The organism is Nocardiopsis kunsanensis DSM 44524, from assembly GCF_000340965.1.
Lineage (GTDB): Bacteria > Actinomycetota > Actinomycetes > Streptosporangiales > Streptosporangiaceae > Nocardiopsis > Nocardiopsis kunsanensis.
On record NZ_ANAY01000045.1, the window covers coordinates 1 to 19190 of the forward strand.

General features: G+C 70.0%; 17 protein-coding genes and 1 tRNA gene. 8 read left to right on the forward strand and 10 right to left on the reverse strand.

Features of this window, described 5'->3' with window-relative positions:
* The first annotated feature begins 167 nt into the window (after nucleotides 1-167).
* Together D456_RS0121430 and D456_RS0121435 are read left to right on the forward strand one after the other, a co-directional pair.
* A complete protein-coding gene (locus D456_RS0121430) occupies nucleotides 168-452 on the forward strand; it encodes a sulfurtransferase TusA family protein (protein WP_017578226.1) in 285 nt (94 codons plus the stop codon).
* 111 nt (nucleotides 453-563) lie between these two features.
* Nucleotides 564-1205 (forward strand): ArsR/SmtB family transcription factor, encoded by a 642-nt coding sequence (locus D456_RS0121435; RefSeq protein WP_017578227.1) that lies wholly within the window; start codon nucleotides 564-566, stop codon nucleotides 1203-1205.
* A 226-nt stretch (nucleotides 1206-1431) separates the two neighbouring features.
* Here the strand turns inward: D456_RS0121435 and D456_RS0121440 are convergent.
* From D456_RS0121440 to cysS, 4 genes are all read right to left on the reverse strand, one after another.
* Nucleotides 1432-1504, reverse strand: a tRNA-Thr gene (locus D456_RS0121440).
* A 120-nt stretch (nucleotides 1505-1624) separates the two neighbouring features.
* Nucleotides 1625-2593, reverse strand: a complete 969-nt coding sequence (gene rlmB, locus D456_RS0121445) for a 23S rRNA (guanosine(2251)-2'-O)-methyltransferase RlmB (protein ID WP_017578228.1) — start codon at nucleotides 2591-2593, stop codon at nucleotides 1625-1627.
* Nucleotides 2594-2853: 260 nt separating this feature from the next.
* Nucleotides 2854-3747, reverse strand: a complete 894-nt coding sequence (locus D456_RS0121450) for a glycoside hydrolase family 16 protein (RefSeq protein ID WP_017578229.1) — start codon at nucleotides 3745-3747, stop codon at nucleotides 2854-2856.
* A 297-nt stretch (nucleotides 3748-4044) separates the two neighbouring features.
* Nucleotides 4045-5448, reverse strand: a complete 1404-nt coding sequence (gene cysS / locus D456_RS0121455) for a cysteine--tRNA ligase (RefSeq protein WP_026116097.1) — start codon at nucleotides 5446-5448, stop codon at nucleotides 4045-4047.
* A gap of 276 nt (nucleotides 5449-5724) precedes the next feature.
* On the opposite strand from cysS, the gene D456_RS0121460 reads away from it, so the two are divergent.
* Nucleotides 5725-7563, forward strand: coding sequence for a hypothetical protein (locus tag D456_RS0121460; protein WP_026116098.1), 1839 nt, complete (start codon nucleotides 5725-5727; stop codon nucleotides 7561-7563).
* A gap of 41 nt (nucleotides 7564-7604) precedes the next feature.
* Here the strand turns inward: D456_RS0121460 and ispF are convergent, their stop codons facing one another.
* From ispF to phoU, 3 genes are all read right to left on the reverse strand, one after another.
* Nucleotides 7605-8084, reverse strand: coding sequence for a 2-C-methyl-D-erythritol 2,4-cyclodiphosphate synthase (gene ispF, locus D456_RS0121465; RefSeq protein ID WP_193373858.1), 480 nt, complete (start codon nucleotides 8082-8084; stop codon nucleotides 7605-7607).
* A 248-nt stretch (nucleotides 8085-8332) separates the two neighbouring features.
* Nucleotides 8333-8815, reverse strand: coding sequence for a CarD family transcriptional regulator (locus D456_RS0121470; protein ID WP_026116100.1), 483 nt, complete (start codon nucleotides 8813-8815; stop codon nucleotides 8333-8335).
* A gap of 228 nt (nucleotides 8816-9043) precedes the next feature.
* Nucleotides 9044-9706: a phosphate signaling complex protein PhoU gene (gene phoU / locus D456_RS0121475; protein ID WP_017578233.1), complete on the reverse strand. Its 663-nt coding sequence runs from the start codon at nucleotides 9704-9706 to the stop codon at nucleotides 9044-9046.
* 204 nt (nucleotides 9707-9910) lie between these two features.
* Here phoU and D456_RS0121480 point away from each other — a divergent pair, with 204 nt between their 5' ends.
* Entirely contained in the window at nucleotides 9911-11038 is a 1128-nt protein-coding gene (locus tag D456_RS0121480; RefSeq protein WP_373295710.1) for a sensor histidine kinase, read from the forward strand.
* Nucleotides 11035-11733, forward strand: a complete 699-nt coding sequence (locus tag D456_RS0121485; RefSeq protein ID WP_017578235.1) for a response regulator transcription factor — start codon at nucleotides 11035-11037, stop codon at nucleotides 11731-11733. The genes D456_RS0121480 and D456_RS0121485 overlap by 4 nt, the downstream gene beginning before the upstream one ends.
* 96 nt (nucleotides 11734-11829) lie before the next feature.
* Here D456_RS0121485 and dtd read toward each other — a convergent pair whose 3' ends face one another.
* Complete coding sequence (gene dtd / locus D456_RS0121490; RefSeq protein WP_017578236.1) at nucleotides 11830-12255, reverse strand: D-aminoacyl-tRNA deacylase; 426 nt, start codon at nucleotides 12253-12255, stop codon at nucleotides 11830-11832.
* Nucleotides 12256-12268: 13 nt separating this feature from the next.
* The gene (locus tag D456_RS0121495) at nucleotides 12269-14110 is read right to left on the reverse strand and encodes a DUF2207 domain-containing protein (RefSeq protein WP_017578237.1); all 1842 of its coding nucleotides are present in this window, start codon (nucleotides 14108-14110) and stop codon (nucleotides 12269-12271) included.
* Between the two features lie 153 nt (nucleotides 14111-14263).
* Between D456_RS0121495 and D456_RS0121500 the strand changes: the two genes are divergently transcribed.
* The 3 genes from D456_RS0121500 to D456_RS0121510 all read left to right on the forward strand — a co-directional run bounded on the left by D456_RS0121500 (nucleotide 14264) and on the right by D456_RS0121510 (nucleotide 18784).
* Nucleotides 14264-15163: a neutral zinc metallopeptidase gene (locus D456_RS0121500; RefSeq protein WP_017578238.1), complete on the forward strand. Its 900-nt coding sequence runs from the start codon at nucleotides 14264-14266 to the stop codon at nucleotides 15161-15163.
* Nucleotides 15164-15237: 74 nt separating this feature from the next.
* Nucleotides 15238-16227 carry a neutral zinc metallopeptidase gene (locus D456_RS0121505; protein ID WP_026116101.1) on the forward strand — a complete coding sequence of 330 codons (990 nt, stop codon included), beginning with the start codon at nucleotides 15238-15240 and terminating at the stop codon, nucleotides 16225-16227.
* 112 nt (nucleotides 16228-16339) lie between these two features.
* On the forward strand, nucleotides 16340-18784 hold the full coding sequence (locus tag D456_RS0121510; RefSeq protein ID WP_017578240.1) for a hypothetical protein: 2445 nt from the start codon (nucleotides 16340-16342) through the stop codon (nucleotides 18782-18784).
* On the opposite strand, the gene D456_RS0121515 is transcribed toward D456_RS0121510, so the two are convergent.
* Nucleotides 18772-19068, reverse strand: a complete 297-nt coding sequence (locus D456_RS0121515; RefSeq protein ID WP_017578241.1) for a DUF2516 family protein — start codon at nucleotides 19066-19068, stop codon at nucleotides 18772-18774. The two genes, D456_RS0121510 and D456_RS0121515, sit on opposite strands and share 13 nt — an antisense overlap.
* Nucleotides 19069-19190: the final 122 nt, after the last annotated feature.

Below are 19190 nucleotides of genomic sequence, written 5' to 3' on the forward strand. Positions count from 1 at the left end.
GACCGGCTGCTCGGCCGCCCTGGACGCCGAACGCCACCTCGCCGACATGGGCAACTGAGCAGCAGGGCCGCAACGCACGCAAGGACAGAGCCCCTGCCACGGCGGATCCTGCGCGGGGGTGCCTGTTCTGTACCCGTACCCGGAGGGGCGTTCTGGAGGGAGTTGCCGTGAGCGAGGAGCCGGCCGCCCCGGTCGTGGTCGACGGAGAGGACCGTTCTTGTGTCCAGCTCCTGCTGGAGTTGCGTGGACACGTCCGGGACCTACCGCACGGCACACAGGTCCACCTCATCGCCGCCGACCCCGCGGCCCCGCTGGACCTGGCGGCCTGGTGCCACATGACGGGCCACGTGTATCTCGGCCGGCTCGGGGGACACGACCGTCCGACCTACGGCATCGGGGTGGCCGGGGCCGCTCGCGAGACCAGTACCGCTTCCCCGTGGAGACCTGCCTGAACAGCGGGTCCGAGGCGGCCCGCCACCCTCATGGCCAGGGAAGCAGGCCCCTCCGCCACGCTGCAACCAGGTACCTTGTTCTACAGATATTTGGATGACAGGTGAGGCGCTGTGGACAAGACCGATTTCTACGAGGCCATCGCCCGCACGGGCAAGGCCCTGTCACACGGCAAGCGGTTGGAACTCGTCGAGCTGCTGGCCCAGGGGGAACGCCCGGTCCAGGAGCTCGCACGTGCGGTCGACCTGAAACTCACCACCGCTTCGGCCCACCTCCAGGTCCTGCGCCAGGCCGGCCTGATCACTGCACGCAACGAGGGCACCAAGATCTACTACCGCTTGTCCGGGGACGATGTCGCCACCCTGACCTCGCTGCTGTCCCGAGTCGCCGAGGCCCACCGGGCCGAAGTCGAGTCGATCCGGCGTTCCTACCTCGGTGAGGAAGAGGTCCGTCCCGTGAAACGGGAACAGCTCATGGCCGATGCGGCCTCGGGCCGTGCGCTGGTCCTGGATGTCCGCCCGTCCGAAGAGTTCGAAGCCGGTCATCTGCCCGGGGCCGTATCGATCCCCTTGGAAGAACTGGCCGGGCGGATCGACGAGATCCCTTCCGACGTCGAGGTCGTCGCCTACTGCCGTGGCCGGTACTGCGTGCTCTCCCACGAAGCCGCCCGACTCCTGCGCGAGCACGGGCACGAGGCGTCCCCCTCCGGTGAAGGCATCCTCGAGTGGGGCGCCGAAGGGCTCGTCAGGGCTTGACTCATGCCGGTGTCGATCCGGCCCGGGTGCCCTGCCCGTGCTCCGGCGTTCGCCGTCCGACCTCAGGGGGCCGACGGCCGTGAGCCTCTCCGGGGGCTCGGCCGGTAACGCATCCCGAACAACCATCCACCGCGACCTGTCATCGGCCGCCGCCGACCACCGACGCATGAAAAGGCCCCGCCACCTGCGAGAACAGGTGGCGGGGCCTTTCCCGTGTTCGGAGAAGAGCCAGCGACAGGACTTGAACCCGCAACCTACCGCTTACAAGGCGGTTGCTCTACCGATTGAGCTACGCTGGCGAGCGCTCCCGGGCCGGAACCGGAGCGTCCACTCGAATGGTACCGGTTTCTGAGCCGATGAGCCCACTCGGCACGGCCGGGTCGTCTCCGGGACGCCCGGCGGCGCCCCGGAACCCGGAATCAGCCCTGCTCGGCGCGCAGGCGTGCGATCTCGTAGAGGGTCACACCCGCAGCGACGGAGGCGTTGAGCGACTCGGCGGCGGTGATCGGGATGCTCGCGACGGCGTCGCAGTTCTCCTTCACCAGACGCGAGACACCCTTGCCCTCGGCACCGACCACGACCACGAGCGGTCCCGTGGCCAGGTGGAGACCGGGCAGGGACACGTCGCCGTCGGCGTCGAGGCCGACGGTGAAGAGCCCTTCCTTCTTGAAGGCCTCCAGGGTCCGGTTGAGGTTGGTCGCCTGCGCGATGGGCAGGCGTGCCAGCGTTCCGGCGGAGGTCTTCCACACCGTGGTGTTGACCCCTGCGGTGCGGCGCTCGGGGATCACGATCCCGTGGGCGCCGAAAGCGGCCGCGGAACGGGCGATGGCGCCGAGGTTGTGCGGATCGGTGATGCCGTCCAGGACCACCAGGAGGGCCGGTTCGTCGGCCGCCCGGGCGCGGTCCAACAGCTCCTCGGGGGTCGCGTACTCGTAGGGGCGCACCTGCAGAGCGATGCCTTGGTGCGCGGCACCGGGCTGGCCGTTGCTGTCGCAGCGGCGGTCGAGCTCTGCGCGGGTGACCTCGGAGACGTCGACGTCCTGGTCACCGGCCAGACGCGCGGCCTCGTTGACACGGTTGTCCGCGTCGAGGCTGTTCATGAGGAACAGACGCTTGGCGGGAACTCGGGCACGCAGGGCCTCGAGGACGGGGTTGCGCCCCACGAGCAGGTCGGAGTCGACCTTGTGGGAACGCTGCTCGGAGCGTGCGCCGCCCTTGGGTGCGCCACCCTTGGGGGCCCTGTCGGCCTTGGCCGACTTGGCCCGCTGCTTGCCCTCGTACCAGTGGCGCTGCTCGGCGGGCAGGGTTCCGCTCTTGCCCTCGAGGGAACGGCGGTTCTTGCCGCCGCTGCCCTTGGTCGGGCCCTTCTTACTCTTCTTCGCCGGCATGGTCGCCGCCTCCGTACGTTCTGCGAGCATGCCGGAAGCGCGGTGCGTCCGGCGGGTCTGTCGCGCCGCCCGGAACGGGCGGGCAAACCCCCAGACTACTGGGGACGCGGGACCGGCAGGTCCTCGTCACGGCCCGCCTGGCCCGCACAGGCCGAAGGGCCCGGGCGCGGACACCTCGGTCCGCGGCCCCGGGCCCCTCGGTTCCGGCTCCGGGCGTGGGCGCTTCCCGGGCTCGGAGGGCAGGCTCCTCGGGAGCAGAGTCACCCCATGTCGTAGACGCGCACGTAGTCCACGGCCATCTGCTGGGGGAACTCGGTGCTCTCGTCGGGGTATCCGGGCCACTCACCGCCGACGGCCACGTTGAGGATCAGGAAGAACTCCTGGTCGAAGACCCAGGCACCGCTGACGTCCTCCGTGGTGACGGTGTTGAAGGCAACACCGTCGACCGACCATGTGATGGACCCGGGCTCCCAGTCGATGGCGAAGACGTGGAAGTCGTCGGCGAAGGAACCTCCGTCGGGGTGGCCGTAGGAGGCGCCGACACCCCCGCCCCCGGAGTACCCGGGGCCGTGAACGGTGCCGTGGACGGTGCCGAGGTCGCTGCCGATGTACTCCATGACGTCGATCTCGCCGGAGTCGGGCCAGGGGGTGTCGGGGAAGTCGGAGCCGAGCATCCAGAACGCGGGCCAGATGCCCTGTCCGCTCGGCAGCTGCACGCGGGCCTCGATCCGGCCGTACCGGTGCTCCATGTTGTCCTGGGTGGTCATGCGGGCAGAGGTGTATTCGTGGCCCTCGTCCCGGGCGGTGATGACGAGGTTGCCGTCACCGTCGAGTGCGGAGTTGTCCCGGCTGGTGGTGTAGTTCTGCAGCTCCTGGTTGCCCCAACCGTGGTCGCCGGTCTCATGGTTCCAATTGGCGGGGTCGGGCGCCTCGCCCGCGGCCCCGTCGAACTCGTCGGACCACACGAGCTCGCCCGGCCTGGACGTGTCGTGGGAGGCGGGGCCGGCGGCCTGCTCGGTGTCGACGCCCCAAGTGAAGGCGGTCGTGGTGAGGGCGACGGCTGCGCCCGCGGCCAGGACGGACGTGACGTTGCGAGCGGTCCTGCGGCGGATGTGTCGGAAGGTGTGGGGGTGGTTCTTGTTCTCGGTGCTCATTCGATACTCCGGGGGTGGAGAGTGGCGGGAAACGAGCCCTGACCCGCACGACCTGTGGTCGTGCGGACCTTTCGTAGACGTGTAGTTCACCTCTACTGAACAGGTGTTAAGTTACTGTACGTGCAGCCCCCGTCACCGACAAGGGGAGTCGGTCGAATTTCTGGGAACGCTCCCGAACTTGTCGGTCCCGCACGCGCGCCCCTTTCCGGGGCCGGAGAACAACCACGGGGCGCCGCAGCGGACGAGCCACGGCACCCCGGACGTACAGGCCCCGCCGGGTCCGGCAGGGCGGAGGTCTCACCCCCGGCGCAGGTCCCAACGCGGGCCCTGCGGGGTGTCCTCGACCACCACGCCGGCTTCGGCCAAGCGGTCCCGGATCTCATCTGCTGCCGCGAAGTCCTTGCGGACCCGGGCCGCCTGCCGCTGCTCCAGCGCCACCGACACCAGAGTGCCCACGACCTCCGTCAACCCCTGGTCCCCGCTGCCGGACCACTGCTCGCCGAGCGGGTCCAGACCCAGCACGTCGAGCATGGTGCGCAACTCGGATGCGTACTGGAGAGCCTTGTCGCTCCCCCCGGAGGCCAGAGCGCTGTTGCCCTCCCGCACATGGCCGTGCACGACCGCCAGCGCCTGGGAGACACCGAGATCGTCGTTGAGCGCCGCCTCGAAGTCCGCGGGCACCCGCTCGGCGGGGACGACCTCGCCGGCCGTCTCGGCGACACGGGTCAGGAAACCCTCCACACGCTGGTAGGCGGCCGCGGCCTCCGCCAGCGCCTCGTCGGAGTAGTCGATGGTGGAGCGGTAGTGGGCCTGGGTCAGGTAGTACCGCAGCTCGACCGGGCGCACCTTCTCGATGAGCTTCGGGATGAGGAGCGAGTTCCCCACGGACTTGCTCATCTTCTCGCCGCCGACCTTGAGCATGCCGTTGTGCAGCCAGTACTGGGCGAACCCGTCGCCGGCGGCACGGGACTGCGTCTGCTCGTTCTCGTGGTGCGGGAAGACCAGGTCCAGGCCGCCGCCGTGGATGTCGAAGCTCGGTCCCAGGTACTTGGTCGCCATGGCCGAGCACTCCAGGTGCCAGCCCGGCCGGCCACGGCCCCAGGGGGTGTTCCAGCTCGGTTCACCCGGTTTGGCGCCTTTCCACAGGGCGAAGTCGCGCGGATCGCGCTTGTCCCGGCCGGGGTCGGAGTCGGCGGCCTCCTGCACCTGGTCGAGGCGCTGGTTGGAGAGCTCACCGTAGGACGGGTAGGAGCGCACGTCGAAGTAGACGTCCCCGGATCCGTCCTCTGCCACGTAGGCGTGGCCGTCGTCGATGAGGCGCTGCATGAGCTCGATCATCTCGGGCACGTGGCCGGTGGCCCGGGGCTCCACGGTCGGCGGCAGGCAGCCGAGGGTGTCGTAGGCCCAGGTGAACGCGCGCTGGTTGCGCTCGCTGACATGCCACCACGGCACACCCTCTTCGGCGGCGGTGACGATGATCTTGTCGTCGATGTCGGTGACGTTGCGGCAGAAGGTGACGTCGTAGCCCAGATGGGTGAGCCACCGCCGCAGGACGTCGAAGTTCACGCCGGAGCGGATGTGCCCGATGTGCGGGAGCGCCTGCACTGTGGCACCACACAGGTACAGGGACGCACAGCCCTCGCGCAGAGGGACGAATTCGCGGACCTGTCGGGCACTGGTGTCATAAAAGCGCAGACTCACACTGTCAAGCGTATCTGCTTCCCCTTGGCCCGCACGTCACAAACCGATGTCCCTGTGGCCCCGGCCCGTGCATCCGGCGGTCGTGGACGCGCACGGGAGAAATGGCTGAGCCGTATCCATATCCATGGCATGGGAGATAAACCGCTCGCACAAGCCCCCTCGAACGACCGAACCAGGCATATCACCCGGCTATCGGCATCCGGCCCCGCCGGGAAGCAACCGGAATCGGCCGGAATCTCGTGTTGGCGCCACCCCCTGGACTACTCTGCGATGACGATGGCCCCTAACAAAACGACCTCCGAGGAACAGCGCTACCGGTCCGGTGACCGTGGAGCGGGAGCCGGCCCCATCGTCGGTGCTGCCGTCTTCGTCGGCTTCATCACCGCATGCGCGCTCGTGCTCTCCTACCACGGCCTCTTCCAGCTCGCAGAGTACGGCGGACACGAGGGCAGCGCGTTCGCGCACGTGTTCCCCGTGTCCTACGCCCTGCTCGTCCTCATGGCCTTCTGGGTCAGTTACGTCCTGCGGTCGGCCCCGCCCCGCGACCGCCTGTGGGTCGACGTGGGACTCATCCCCCTGCTGATCCTGACCGCGGGGGCCACCATGGCCGCGCGCAACCTCGGCTTCTTCGACCCGCAGGTCGAGGGAGCACTGTTGTCGGAGCGCGCGGCCAACGTCATCGTCGCGGTCGCTCCGCTGGCCGCGCTCCTCATCGCGATCCTGCTGTGGATCACCGTGCGTGCCCACATGCGCCGCCGCCACCAGAGCGCCGTACCCCGCCCGCGCCCCTCGGCCGACCGCACCACGGTGCTCCCCGGACGCCGTCCGACCGGTGAGGGGGCCGAACCCGCACCGCTCAAGAGCCGGCTGCTCGACCTCGGTCAGAGCCCACGGGACGATGCGCCCGGCGAGGACCGCGTCGACACCGAGCACCTGCCTGCGGTCGGTGCCACCGACGGTGACCAGGACACCGAGCCCGCCGACACCGGAGCACTCCCCGACCCGGAACCCGCTGAGGGCCCTTCCGCCCGGCCGGAGGAGGAACCCCGCCCCGCTGACGCCTCCTCGGCCCCTGATCCGGAGCACGGGCCCGCAGACGGACAGGAGGCCGGCGCCCGTGCCGAGGCCGCGCCCGGACCCACCGCTCCGCTCCCCCGCCGGAGCGGCGGAGGCAACCCCATCAAACGTGCTGCCGAGGAGACCCCGGTCGTCCCGGGCGCTTCCCGGCCGCGTGATCGGGCGCCCGCAGCCGAGGAAGGAGGGGAGGGAACAGGACCCCGGCCGACCGGGGTCCCCGCTCCCGGACCCGACGAGGGTTTCGAGCACCAGCCCCCCGTGGGCGACCCGGCCACCGACGAGGCCGAGGCACCCGCCGTCCCAGAGCACGGGGCCTCGGCCCCGGCCCCCGTACCCGAGAAGGCGCCGGACGTGTCCGCGGGGACCGGCGAGGAGGACCTCCGCCCCGTCCCCGCTGCTGTGGACGGGCCCTCTGTGGAGGAGTCCTCGGGGGAGGACGGTCCGGACGGCACCGACCTGTGGGAACCGCCGCAGGAGAGCGACCTGTGGGAACCGCCGTCGGAGGAGACCGGAGGGGTCCTCGACGACTACGTGCCACCGGTGTGGACCCCGCCGGAGGACGACGGACCCGCGGCCGAGCACGTCCCCGACAGCGCCGATGCCCCCGACGAGGCAGAGGAGCACGTACGGCCCGTACCGGCGCTGGACCACGACACCGGCCCCGAGGACCGCGCGGCCTTCGGCCGGAGCGCCGATGCCCCACCTGATCGGGCCCGCCCCGGCTCCGAGCACCAGGAGACGCGGGAGAGCGGGAGCCGCGATCTCCCGGCCCCCTGCACAGAACCCGCCGGGACCACAGAACCGGCCGACGAGGAGACCGCCGGGGAGGAGACCGGACACCGGACTGCCGGTTCGCCCCGGCAGGACCCTCCCCCGCCGGCGTCGTCCCGGTCATCCCCGGCCGCGCAGGACCGGGACGCACTTTCCCTGGACAAGCGCCCGATGGTGCTCAAGCCGCGCCGTCCTCCGATGCCCGATCTCAGTTCCGGCCCGCCCTCCCGGCGGGTCCGCAGCGAACCGATGCGCCCGGAGGACTGACCCTGCGGAGCCGCTCCCGGATCGGTCGGCACGCCTCCGTGTCAGTCGTCGGGCACGCAGAGCGCCGTGGCCACCGCCGCGATCCCCTCGCCCCGACCCGTGAGGCCGAGGCCGTCCGAGGTGGTCGCGGAGACGCTCACAGGCGCGCCCACGACCTCGCCGAGGGCCTGCTCCGCCTCCGCCCTGCGCGGGGCGAACTTGGGCCGGTTGCTGATGATCTGGATCGAGACGTTGCCGACCGCGAAACCGGCCGCACGCACGCGGGCGACGGTCTCGGCGAGCAGGGACGCACCGGAGGCGCCCTTCCAGCGGGGATCGGACGTACCGAAGTTGGATCCGAGGTCGCCCAACCCGCATGCGGACAACAGGGCATCGCAGGCGGCATGGGCAGCCACGTCGCCGTCGGAATGGCCACTGACACCATCTTCTCCCGGCCATTCCAGGCCGGCGAGAAAAAGGGCGTGGTCAGGAGAAAAAGGATGGACGTCGGTCCCGACACCCACCCTGGGAATTCGTGTCATGAAGAAGTGATATTCCACAATCGCGCCCCGGCCGGCCCAACGACCGAATACCGGGGCGGCGATCAGTTCGCCTGTGGGTCTCCAGGGTCTGTTCGGTGGGTGCCTTCCGTCGCGAGCAGCGTATCCAGTGGTGCCATCGCAAGACCGAAGAAGGAACCGGCCTGGATGTGCCGTTGACTGACGAGAACGCAGCGAGAGTGCCGCTGGGGCGCCGCGCAGCAGGTAACTCGGTGTCCACCAAACAGGCCCTAGGTGGTGAGGACCTCGTCGAGGAGGGCTTCGGCCTTGTCCTCGTTGGTCTTCTCAGCGAGCGCGAGCTCGCTGACGAGGATCTGGCGGGCCTTCGCGAGCATGCGCTTCTCCCCGGCGGAGAGACCGCGCTCCTTGTCCCGGCGCCAGAGGTCACGGACGACCTCGGCGACCTTGTTGACGTCGCCCGACGCCAACTTCTCCAGATTCGCCTTGTAGCGCCTGGACCAGTTCGTAGGCTCTTCGGTGTGCGGAGCCCGCAGCACCTCGAAGACCTTGTCCAGGCCGTCCTGCCCCACCACGTCGCGAACGCCGACTTCCTGGGCGTTCTCAGCGGGCACACGCACCGTCAGATCGCCCTTGTCAACCCTCAGAACGAGGTAGGTTCTGTCCTCGCCCTTAATAGTGCGAGTTTCGATCGCTTCGATGCGAGCAGCCCCATGATGGGGGTAGACAACAGTGTCGCCGACCTTGAAAGCCATGTGACAGGTACCCCTTCCGCTAGCACAAGGATACCACGAATCCGTGACTTAACGTACCTATTAGGTTTGTGAAGTTGCAGGTCAGGCCACACATTTCGAGGCTTGACAAAGTATACCCGAAGGTTACGACGTGCCTGGTCGGAGAGGCGCGGAGGCCTCTCGGCCCCCGCACTCGAGGAGATTCCGAACCGCCGCGACACGCCGAACGCGGTCCGTCCGAGAGACGCCTCACGCGTCCGGCTCGTAGTCCTCACGCCGGTCCCCCGTGACCATGTAGACGAGGTTGTCGGCCACGTGCACCGCGTGGTCACCGAAGCGTTCGTAGAACCGCCCGACCAACGTTGCGTCCATCGTGGCCTCCACTCCGTACTCCCAACCGGGCGCGAGGATACGCTCCAGGAGTTTGCGGCGCAGGCGGTCCATCCTGTCGTCGTCCTTGTCCAGCTCCCAGGCGGTGTCGGGGTCCTTCTCCGAGATGACCTCACCCGCCTTGGTGACCAGCATCTCGGCCTGGTGCCCCATCTCGAGCACGATCGAACGGAGCGGCTTGGGGATCGCCGAGTCGGGGTGGCGCCGGCGGGCGATCTTGGCCAGGTGGACGGCGTGGTCGCCCATGCGCTCCAGATCGCCCCGCATGTACAGCGACGTGATGATGAGGCGCAGGTCGGAGGCGACCGGCTGCTGGCGGGCCATGAGACTGAAGGCGGTGTGCTCGATCTCCTGGTCCAGACGGTTGATCTCCTCGTCACCGGAGATGACCTCCTGGGCCGCGTTGAGGTCGCTGTCGAGCAGCGCTGTGGTCGCTCGGGCCACTGCATGCCTGGCCAGCCTCGTCATCTCGATGAGGCGTTCGCTCAGGCTGTCCAGGCCCTCGTGGTAGGTATCGCGCATGAGTCAATGCTCCCAGTGCTCATTCGAAGTGTCGGCCAAGGTTCGGTGAACGATCGGCGAACCTACGACGTGCCGGATGCCCTGACCGGGTAAAGCCTCACCTCGCACGTTTACGATCGAATCGTGCAAGGGGAACTTCTCGCCGCGGTGGCGGGCATCATCGGACTCGTGCTCGGCGTCGTCGTCGGCGCCGTGGTCAGCTCCGTGATCAGAGCCAACGGCCGTTCCGGCCCGGGCCGCGGCAACAGGCAAACGGCCGAACAACGCCGGGACGGCACCACACTTCCGCCGGGTATCGCCGAGGTCCTGGCGGCTCTGCCCTCCTCCGCCGTGGTCCTGGACTCGGCCGACCGGGTACTGCGGGCCTCCTCGGCCGCGCGTGCGTTCGGTATCGTGCGGGGCGAGGAACTGGTCATCAGCGAGCTGCTGGCCCTGGCCCGGCAGGTACGCCGCGACGGTGTGATCAGGGAGACCGACATCGAGGTGGCGGTCCGCAAGTTCGGTCCGGACGCGACCTCGTTCGCCGTGCGTGTGGCCCCGCTCGGCGGTACGGGTCTGGTGCTGGTACTGGCCGAGGACCAGACCGAGCACCGGCGGCTGGAAGCAGTGCGGCGTGATTTCGTCGCCAACATCTCGCACGAGTTGAAGACCCCTGTGGGCGCTCTGTCCTTGCTGGCGGAAACCGTACAGGACGCCAGTGACGATCCCGAGGCCGTCCGCCGTTTCACCGAGCGTATGCAGACCGAGGCCAACCGTCTCACAGCGGTCATCCAGGACCTCATCACGCTCTCCCGCATCCAGGGTGCCGAACCCATGGCCGAGCCCGCACCCGTGGATCTCAACGCCATCGTGGAGGAAGCACTGGACACGGTGCGCATGCCGGCCGACGCCAAGGGCATCGACCTGGTCGGCAGCGGCGCCGAAGGGATCACGGTCATGGGCGACGAGAGCCTGCTCGGCACCGCGCTGCGCAACCTCGTCTCCAACGCCGTGGCCTACAGCCCCAAGAACACCCGGGTCGCGGTCTCGGTTGGGCGCTCGAGCTCCTCGGTCGACATCAGCGTCGCCGACCAGGGCATAGGCATACCGCAGCAGGACCTCGAACGGATCTTCGAGCGGTTCTACCGGGTGGACGCCGCTCGGAGCCGGGCCACCGGGGGCACCGGTCTGGGCCTGGCCATCGTCAAACACATCATGACCCATCACCGTGGAGAAGTGACCGTGTGGAGCAAGGAGGGGTCGGGCTCGACGTTCACCCTGCGTCTGCCCAGGCCCGAGGCCGGAGGGTATGGCACCCGCCGAAACACCGACCGTCAGGAGGCGGCCCTGTGACGCGCGTACTCGTTGTCGAGGACGAGGAATCCTACAGCGACGCTCTGTCGTACATGCTGCGCAAGGAAGGTTTCGAGGTCGTCGTGGCCCCGACGGGGAACGTGGCCCTGGAGACCTTCGACCGCACCGGCGCGGATCTCGTCCTGCTCGACCTGATGCTTCCGGGGCTGTCCGGCACCGAGGTGTGCCGTGCCCTGCGGCAGAAGTCGAACGTCCCCGTGATCATGCTGACCGCCAAGGACTCCGAGATCGACAAGGTCGTGGGCCTGGAGCTGGGCGCCGACGACTACGTCACCAAGCCGTTCTCCTCCCGTGAACTGGTGGCCCGTATCCGTGCCGTACTGCGCCGCCGGGGCGAGGAGGACGTCCCGTTGCCCGCCGCGTTGGAGGCCGGTCCGGTGCGTATGGACGTGGAGCGCCACGTGGTGACCGTGCGCGGCGAGGACGTCCAGCTCCCGCTGAAGGAGTTCGAGCTGCTGGAGGTGCTCCTGCGCAACGCCGGGCGGGTGCTCACCCGGATGCAGCTCATCGACCGGGTGTGGGGCGCCGACTACGTCGGTGACACCAAGACCCTCGACGTGCACGTCAAGCGGCTGCGCGCCAAGATCGAGGACGATCCCTCCCACCCGCGCTACATCGTCACCGTGCGCGGTCTGGGTTACAAGTTCGAACCGGTCACGGTCGAGGCGAACTGAGCGCTCACACGCCGCTCGCAGCGCCCCGGTCCGCTCCGGACGGGGCGCTCCGCCGTTCGGCGCCGGGCGCACTCTGCCCGGCACCGGGGCCGCCTTTCAGGCCTCGATGATGACGGTGAAGGGCCCCTCGTTGGTGAGGCCGACCGACATCTGTGCACCGAAGACACCGGTGGCGACCTCGGCGCCGAGCTCGCGCAGTTCCTTCACCACCGCATCGACCAGGGGTTCGGCCACCGGCCCGGGTGCGGCCGCCTGCCACGTTGGGCGCCGGCCCTTGCGGGCGTCGCCGTAGAGAGTGAACTGGCTGACGACCAGGAGCGGGGCCCCGATGTCGGAGCACGACTTCTCGTCCTCCAGGATCCGCAGCGTCCACAGTTTCTTGGCGATCCTGGCGGCCTCGGCCCCGGTGTCGGTGTGGGTGGCGCCCACGAGGGCCATGAGCCCCGGCCCGGTGATCTCGCCGACGGTCCGTCCGTCGACGGTCACCGACGCGTGCGAGACCCGTTGTGCGACCGCGCGCATGTCGTCCTCCTGGTCACGAATCGGTCCTGAAGCTGTTGAGGGAGCGCAGCCGCCGGGTGTTGGTGATGGCGCCGGTGAGGGTCACCAGGAAGGTGCTGACGGAGTCGGCGAGGTCTTCCTCGGGCCGCCATCCCTCCGGACCGGTGTACCAGTGGAGCCCGTCACCGTCGAGTTCGGTCCGGGTGAGGTCGGTGCCGGCCGCCTGGGCCAGCAGTGCGGCCCAGCGCTCGACGTCGTCGAAGATGACGGCGTAGGGCAGGTATCGGGAGAAGAAGACGACGCGCCGGTCGGCCGGTACCTGCGTTGCGCGTTCGCTGAGCAGGTAGTCGCGGAAGCCCATGGTGTGGGCGTACACGGAGCTGCCGAGACGGGTCTTGGCGGGCATGTACTGGGCGCCGGCGGTGACGGCGGCACCGACGATGACGATGGCGAGCCCGGTGAAGGCGAACCCGGTGAAGGCCGCGAGTACGCCGGTGAGGAGTACGCCGGCGGCGGTGACGGCCATGCCAACGGTGGTCCACAGTCCGCGCTCCTGGTCGGGTGAGCGCGCGAACCAGCCCAGGCGGACCATGTCCCGGTAGAGCTGGTCACGGACCCGGTCGATGCGTTCGGGGAAGTGCGGGGCTCTGCGTGCCGAGGCGAGCTCGGAGAGGGTGACGGTTTCCGCGTCGCCGAAGAGGGCCTCCATGAGGAGTTCCTCGGAAGGCAGGAGGGGCTCGTCGGCTTCGCCGCTCTCGCGCACCAAGCGCCAGTCGACGAACGTGAAGCGGTGTTGGGGGAGCTCCTCGATGCGCAGGTGCCCGCGGACGGCGAGGTCGAGGACGGTGGCGGTGAGGTCGGCGATGTCGACGCGTTCGTCGATGAGGGTGCCGATCTGGCCGGGATGCACGTCGTCGGGGGCGTGGAAGCGGGGCAGGGCGCCGGGCCGGTCCTGTACCGGGTCGTTGTCGCCCGCGGCGGACTCCTTGCGTAGAGCGCGCTCGTCCCGGCCGCGGATGCGCACGAGGGCGACGAGTCCGGCCACGGGCAGTAGTAGCAGGAGCCCGAAGAGGGTGGCCGTGGTGGGGGTGATGGCGAAGGCCGAGGCCAGGGACCAGCGCCGTTCGAGGTCGGGTGCGGCCTCGGCGGTGCCCTCGGGGTAGGTGACGACGATGTCGAGCCGGTCGGTGGGGGCCATGTCGGCCTGGAGGAAGTGGGAGAGGGAGGCGTCCATGCCCATGTCCGAGGCCGTGCAGTACATGGCGCTGCGGGGTTCGCCGGCCAGGCAGGAGAGCGCTTCGGGCGGCAGGGGCGCTCGGACGGTCACGTCGGTGCTCTCCACGGTGTGGCTGTAGGCTCCCACGGCGCGCCACTCCAGTTGGATGCCTCCGGTGACCTCGGTGACGGCGCCGGTGACGGTGTAGTCGAGCTGGACCCGGTCGCGGCCGGCGGTGTCCATGCGGACGAGGAGGGAGGAGCCTTCCTGTTCGGTCTCGACGGGGACGGTGCCTCCGTCGGGGTCGACCGCGCGGACACGGTCGATCCCGAAGCGGCGGTCGTACTCCTCGTCGTAGAGCATCACCGTGGTCAGCGCGCGGCTGAAGGTCTCCGGTGCCTCGCCGTCGAACGCGATGGTCTCCTGTGCCCTGAGCACGCCGTCGTCGTCGAGTTCGAGCTGGATGTCGTTGGTGATGAGGGGCCCCTGGTCGGCACTTCTCGGGGTGTTCCCCGATATTGTGGGACTCGTCGCGGCCGCGGCCTCGGCCCGGGGCGTTCCCCCTGCCCCGCCGATAAGCGCAGCCGTGACCAGCGAACACAGCACGATCAGGGCGGTCGCGCCCGCGACCGCCCGACGCCAGGAGTCGACCCACCACATGACGCGAGAGCCTATCCGGTCACTTTGTGTGTCTCTGCCCGGGGTGTGCGCGTCGGGCGCAGGTCACCCCTCGTGTGTGGGGGGCGTGGAGTGAGATCGCGGCCCCTGCCCGACGCGGGGGTCTGGGCCGAGCGTCCCGGGCTCCTCCAGCGGATGGGCCTGGGGACGGCGTTGACTCTGGGTACCGGACTCGCGGCAGTGGGTGCCACGGGCTTCCTCGCGATCTCGTCGGCGTTCCCGCCGGGTGGGCACGACTGGTCCGACCCCGGATTCACCACAGTCGGGGGCCCGCCCCCGGACGGGGCCGTCACAGCGGAGTCGACGGCCGGTTCAGACGGCGAAGGGCACGGGGAGGACCCTCTGGGGGACAACCCGCTGTACCGGGTCGGCGAGCTGGGTGAGGTCACGTGTACTGCACCGGAGCTGGACGAGTCCGACCCGGAATCGATGGAGGGGTTCGCGCACTCCATCGCCGACTGTCTGGACGCCGCGTGGTCGGACTACTTCGAGGAGGCCGGGCTCGAGTTCTCCTCACCCAACCGCGTGTACTGGCACGCGCCCGGGCACAGCCCGTGCGGCCCGTTCCCCAGCGAGGGCACGGCGGCGTTCTACTGTGGGGCGAACGAGGGCCTGTACGTGGGGGTGGAGGACATCGTGGAGGCGTCCGCCGGCAACGACGAACCGGAGGCGTACACGTTCCTGCTCAGCCACGAGTACGGGCACCACGTGCAGGGGCAGTCCGGGATGCTGGCTGAGCTGCACAGTGCCCGTGCCGGGGCGAGTGAGGACGGCGGGGACGAGCTGACCAGGCGCAACGAGCTCCAGGCCAACTGTCTGGGCGGGGTGTTCCTGGGGGCCTCGGGTGACGCGCTCGGGCACGGTCGATCGGAGCAGCAGAATATCCTCGACGACGTCGAACGCCGTAGCGACAGCGGCGGCGCACACACGCACGGTTCACAGGAGAACGGGATCCTGTGGACCCTCCACGGCATGGACCGGTTGAATCCGGCCTCCTGCAACACGTGGGTGGCCGACGAGCCGCTGGTGCGGTGAGTCGGGCCGAGGGCCGCAACTGCCTCCCCTGCGGCCGGAGACGGTGACGGTGACAACAGGTGGGCGGACCAGGCGTGCACTCGGGCTTCGGAGAACCGTCCCGGTCCGGGACGGTGCGCAGGAACCGACGTACCGATCGGCGGGGCTTCGCGCTCGTGGCGGCCGTGCTCGTGGTGCTCACGGCTCTGGCCCTGCTGTCGTGGGCGACGGTGTCGGAGCAACGGTCCGGCGACACGTCCCGGGAGACGGAGGGGGCGAGCGGCGGGGGTCCCCCGCCCGCCGACGAGAACGGGGCGCCCGGCGATCGGGCCCTCCCGGGGCAGGCGGGGGCCCAGGACCGGCCGACGGGTCGTACGGCTCTGGTGGCCAACCCGATCTACGGGTCGGGCCGGTTGAGCCCGTTGCCGTGCCCGGTTCCGGAGCTGGAGCCCGAGGTCCCCGAATCGATGGAAGGGTTCCTCCACACGGTCGCCGACTGTCTGGACCGGACGTGGGAGACGCAGTTCGCCGAGGTCGGTCTCGAGTTCGAGACACCCGAGCGGGTGTTCTGGGAGGAACCGGGGACGAGCCCCTGCCGTCCTTACCCCTCCCCTGCCGGAGCGTTCTACTGCCGGGTGAGCGGGAGCATCTACATCGGCCTGACCGATGTGGTGGACAAGTGGAACGGGGCCACGCAGAGCGTCGTCTACGCGTCGTTGCTGGCCCACGAGTACGCCCACCACGTGCAGAGCCAGTCGGGGTTGTTGGAGTACTACCACGAGCAACGTCGGCTGGAGCCGGACGAGGCCGACCGGAACTCGTGGACCCGGCGCAGCGAGCTGCAGGCCAACTGCATGGCGGGGGCGTTCCTGGGGGCGGTCCGGGTCTCGTATCCGCTGACCGACGGGGACCTGGACACGCTCCTGACCGACGCAGCCGCGACCGCCGACCGTCCCGACGAGACGGCGGAGGAGCGTACGCACGGCTCGATCGACAACAGTGTGGCCTGGACCGAGCGGGGCTGGGAGGAACAGGAGCCGGGCGCCTGCAACACCTGGGAAGCGCCCGAGGAAGAGGTCCGCTGACCGGGCTCTGTCGACCTGTCCGGGTGCGGGTCGGTGTTTCCGTGCGGCCGGGTGCGGCCGTTGTCCACAGGTTCGCGGCCGGGACTGTTTGCCGGGAGCCGGAGGCGGCAATATGGCGACCATGCCGGATCACTCCGCACCCCCTGGCCCCCGCGCTCCCTTTCCTGCACCGGCCCCCGGTCCCGCACCCGACGGCCCCGCCCCCGACGCCGACCGGGTCGAGCTGCGTGTGCACGGGGTGAGTGGGGGCCGCCCCACGGAACTGTTGGACGTCGAACCGGCAGTACGGGTGGGCGGCGACCGCATGGCGGGTTTCTTCCGCTGGCGGCGCGAGCCCGACACCGAGACGGTGCCCGGTATGCGGCGGGAGATCTTCGCCTGGGGCAACCTCACGTCCGGCAACGCCTCTCGGGCGTTCTGGCTGCTTCTCCTACCGTTCATGCTGGTCAACATGGCGTACTGGATGCGTCCGGGGAGGGTCGACCGCGGTCCGCGCGGGCTGCGTCGGGTGGCCGGCAACCTGTACGGCGCGAGTGTGCGGCTCCTGGCGCTGTCGTTGACGGTGCTCATCGTGCTGGCGGCGGCAGGGATCGGCATGGACCTGGTGGCCTGGCAGTGTCCGGCGCAGGCGGAGGAGTGTGTGCAGGCACGGCCGTGGTTGGCTTTCCTGGCCTCCCCGGCCTCACCGTTGTCCGACCCGGGGACGGCCCTGCTCATCGGTGCGGTCCTGCCCGCGCTGGTCGTGGTGGTGCTGTGGCGCCTCTCCCGGCGCACTGCCGCCGACTACGAGGTGGCCGACGGCCGGGTGCCGCCCGAGCCCACCGATGCCGCGCCGTTGAGCAGGTCCGGTTTCTGGAACAACAGCGAGACCATGGCCCGGCTGCGCTCGGCCCACATCGCGGTGGCCATGGGCACGGTGGCGGCGCTGTTGCTGGTGCCGGCGCTCCGGTACGACCTGGATGCGCACGCGCTGGGCGTGCCGGTCCTGCCGGGTTCCTGGGTCCCCGGGGTGGCCTTGGCGGTCCTGCTGGCCGCGGTGGTGGCGGTCGCGGCCGTCAGTGTGCTGGTCCCCGGGGTGGACCCGCGGTGGAACGCACGCGCCGACCTGGTTTGCAGGGTGCTGCGCGACCTCACGTCGGGACTGACTGCGGTGGTGGTTCTGTACACGCTCTGGCCGCGTCCGGGGTGGGCGGCCGAGGGACGCCTGCCCGGGGCCACGGAGATGTTGAACACCCTGTTCACGGTGCAGGGGGTTCTGGTGTTCGTCCTGGTGGGGGCCGCCGTGGCGTTGCAGACGGCCGACCGGGCGCACGGCCTCACGGCGATGCGGGGCCAGGCGGGGCCGGCGACGGCGGCGCTGGGGGTCCTGCTCGGCGGCGCGTTCTCCGCGGCGCTGGTCTTCCAGGGTTCGGTGTGGCTGAGCGGGTGCGGTGCGCTGGCCACCGAGGGGACCGACTGCCTGCCGCTCGCGCCGCCGGAGATCTACTCGTGGCTACAGCTGACCATCGCGCTCGAGGCCGTGGTGGTGCTCCTGGCCGCAGTGTTCCTGTGGGTCCGGTTGCGGGTGGGTGAACGCGCCCAGGAGCCCCGGGTGGCCGAGCACTACGGCCGCAGTGAGGACGCACCTCGCACACGCGACATCGCGAGTGCCTGGGCGGGCGGGCGCCTGACCGAGGTGCTGCCGGGGGTGCTCCTGGCACTGCTGTTGCCGGTCCTGGCTCTGGTCGGGCTGGCGTTGCGCTCGGTGTTGACCGGCGGCATGGAGGCCGGTCCGGCGCCCGCTGCGAGCGCCGTGGCCGACGGTCTGCAGGGCGTGGCGCAGGAGACGATCAGCACCATGACCGGTGTCGGTTCCCTGATCGGTGCGGGCGCGTTGGTGGCGCTGGTGTGGATCGGCCGCAGCGCCTACAGCGATCGGCCCACCCGGCAGGCGGTGGGTGCGCTGTGGGACGTGGGCACGTTCTGGCCCCGGGTGGCGCACCCCTTGGCCCCGCCCTCCTACGCCGAGCGGGCCGTACCGCAGCTGACGGTGCGGGTGTCCCATCTGGCCAGGGACGGCACGAACGTGGTGCTGTCCGGGCACTCCCAGGGGTCGGTACTGGCCGCGGCGACCGTGTGGCAGCTGCCGCGCGACTGCCTGGGCAGGGTCGGGCTGCTCACGCACGGGTCTCCGCTGGACAGGCTCTACGCACGTTACTTCCCGGCCTATTTCGGCCCGCGGTCCTTCGCCGACCTGCAGAACCGTGTCTCGGGGTGGCGGAACCTGTGGCGTCGCAGCGACGCCATCGGCGGGCCCGTACGGCTGCACACCGACCCCGACGACCGCGGGGGCGCGCTGACGGTGGTGGAGCCGGGAGAACCGCTGACCGACCCTGTCTCCTACGGGGCGCCGCCCGGGGAGGCCCGCCGTCCGGAGATCCTCGGGCACTCCTCCTACACCGAGGACCCGGGCTACGCGGAAGCGCTGTGGCGGGTCTCGGTCGAGGGCACGGAGGTCACCGAACGGGAGGCCCCGGTCGCTTCCAGAGCCGAGGAACGGCCTCCTCAGGGGCCGTAGGGACCGTTGTTCCGGCCCACGCCCTTGACCGCGGGCCGCACGTCGAGGAGGTAGATGAGCGTCACCACCAGGCAGGCGATGACGAGCACGCCGCGGCCGGAGAACACCGCGAGTCCGGAGAGCGCGGTCGCCGCTCCGGTGAGGATGAGCCAGAGCTTCTTGGTCTGTTTGTCCATCACTTCGAACGCGGCGGCCGGCGTGCGTACCGCTTCGACCAGCGCATACAGGCTGGCCACGAACGTGGCCAGGTAGACGGCGTACCAGATCAGGCTCACAAGGATCACTCTCCCGACAGCGCGTTGAGCGGGCGTTCCACACCGCTCCCAAGGTAAACGGACACAGAGCATCAATCGTGCCCGATGAGCCGTTCCAGCGAGGGTGTCAGTGCTCTCGTCGCAGCGCACGG

What these genes read in the sequence shown, in the direction of transcription:
- D456_RS0121500 (WP_017578238.1), top strand. Translation starts at nt 14,264, where the DNA reads ATGGGCCTGGGGACGGCGTTGACTCTGGGTACCGGACTCGCGGCAGTG.
- D456_RS0121495 (WP_017578237.1), bottom strand. Translation starts at nt 14,110, where the DNA reads ATGTGGTGGGTCGACTCCTGGCGTCGGGCGGTCGCGGGCGCGACCGCC.
- D456_RS0121470 (WP_026116100.1), bottom strand. Translation starts at nt 8,815, where the DNA reads ATGGCTTTCAAGGTCGGCGACACTGTTGTCTACCCCCATCATGGGGCT.
- D456_RS0121460 (WP_026116098.1), top strand. Translation starts at nt 5,725, where the DNA reads ATGGCCCCTAACAAAACGACCTCCGAGGAACAGCGCTACCGGTCCGGT.
- rlmB (WP_017578228.1), bottom strand. Translation starts at nt 2,593, where the DNA reads ATGCCGGCGAAGAAGAGTAAGAAGGGCCCGACCAAGGGCAGCGGCGGC.
- dtd (WP_017578236.1), bottom strand. Translation starts at nt 12,255, where the DNA reads ATGCGCGCGGTCGCACAACGGGTCTCGCACGCGTCGGTGACCGTCGAC.
- phoU (WP_017578233.1), bottom strand. Translation starts at nt 9,706, where the DNA reads ATGCGCGATACCTACCACGAGGGCCTGGACAGCCTGAGCGAACGCCTC.
- ispF (WP_193373858.1), bottom strand. Translation starts at nt 8,084, where the DNA reads ATGACACGAATTCCCAGGGTGGGTGTCGGGACCGACGTCCATCCTTTT.
- D456_RS0121450 (WP_017578229.1), bottom strand. Translation starts at nt 3,747, where the DNA reads ATGAGCACCGAGAACAAGAACCACCCCCACACCTTCCGACACATCCGC.
- D456_RS0121510 (WP_017578240.1), top strand. Translation starts at nt 16,340, where the DNA reads ATGGCGACCATGCCGGATCACTCCGCACCCCCTGGCCCCCGCGCTCCC.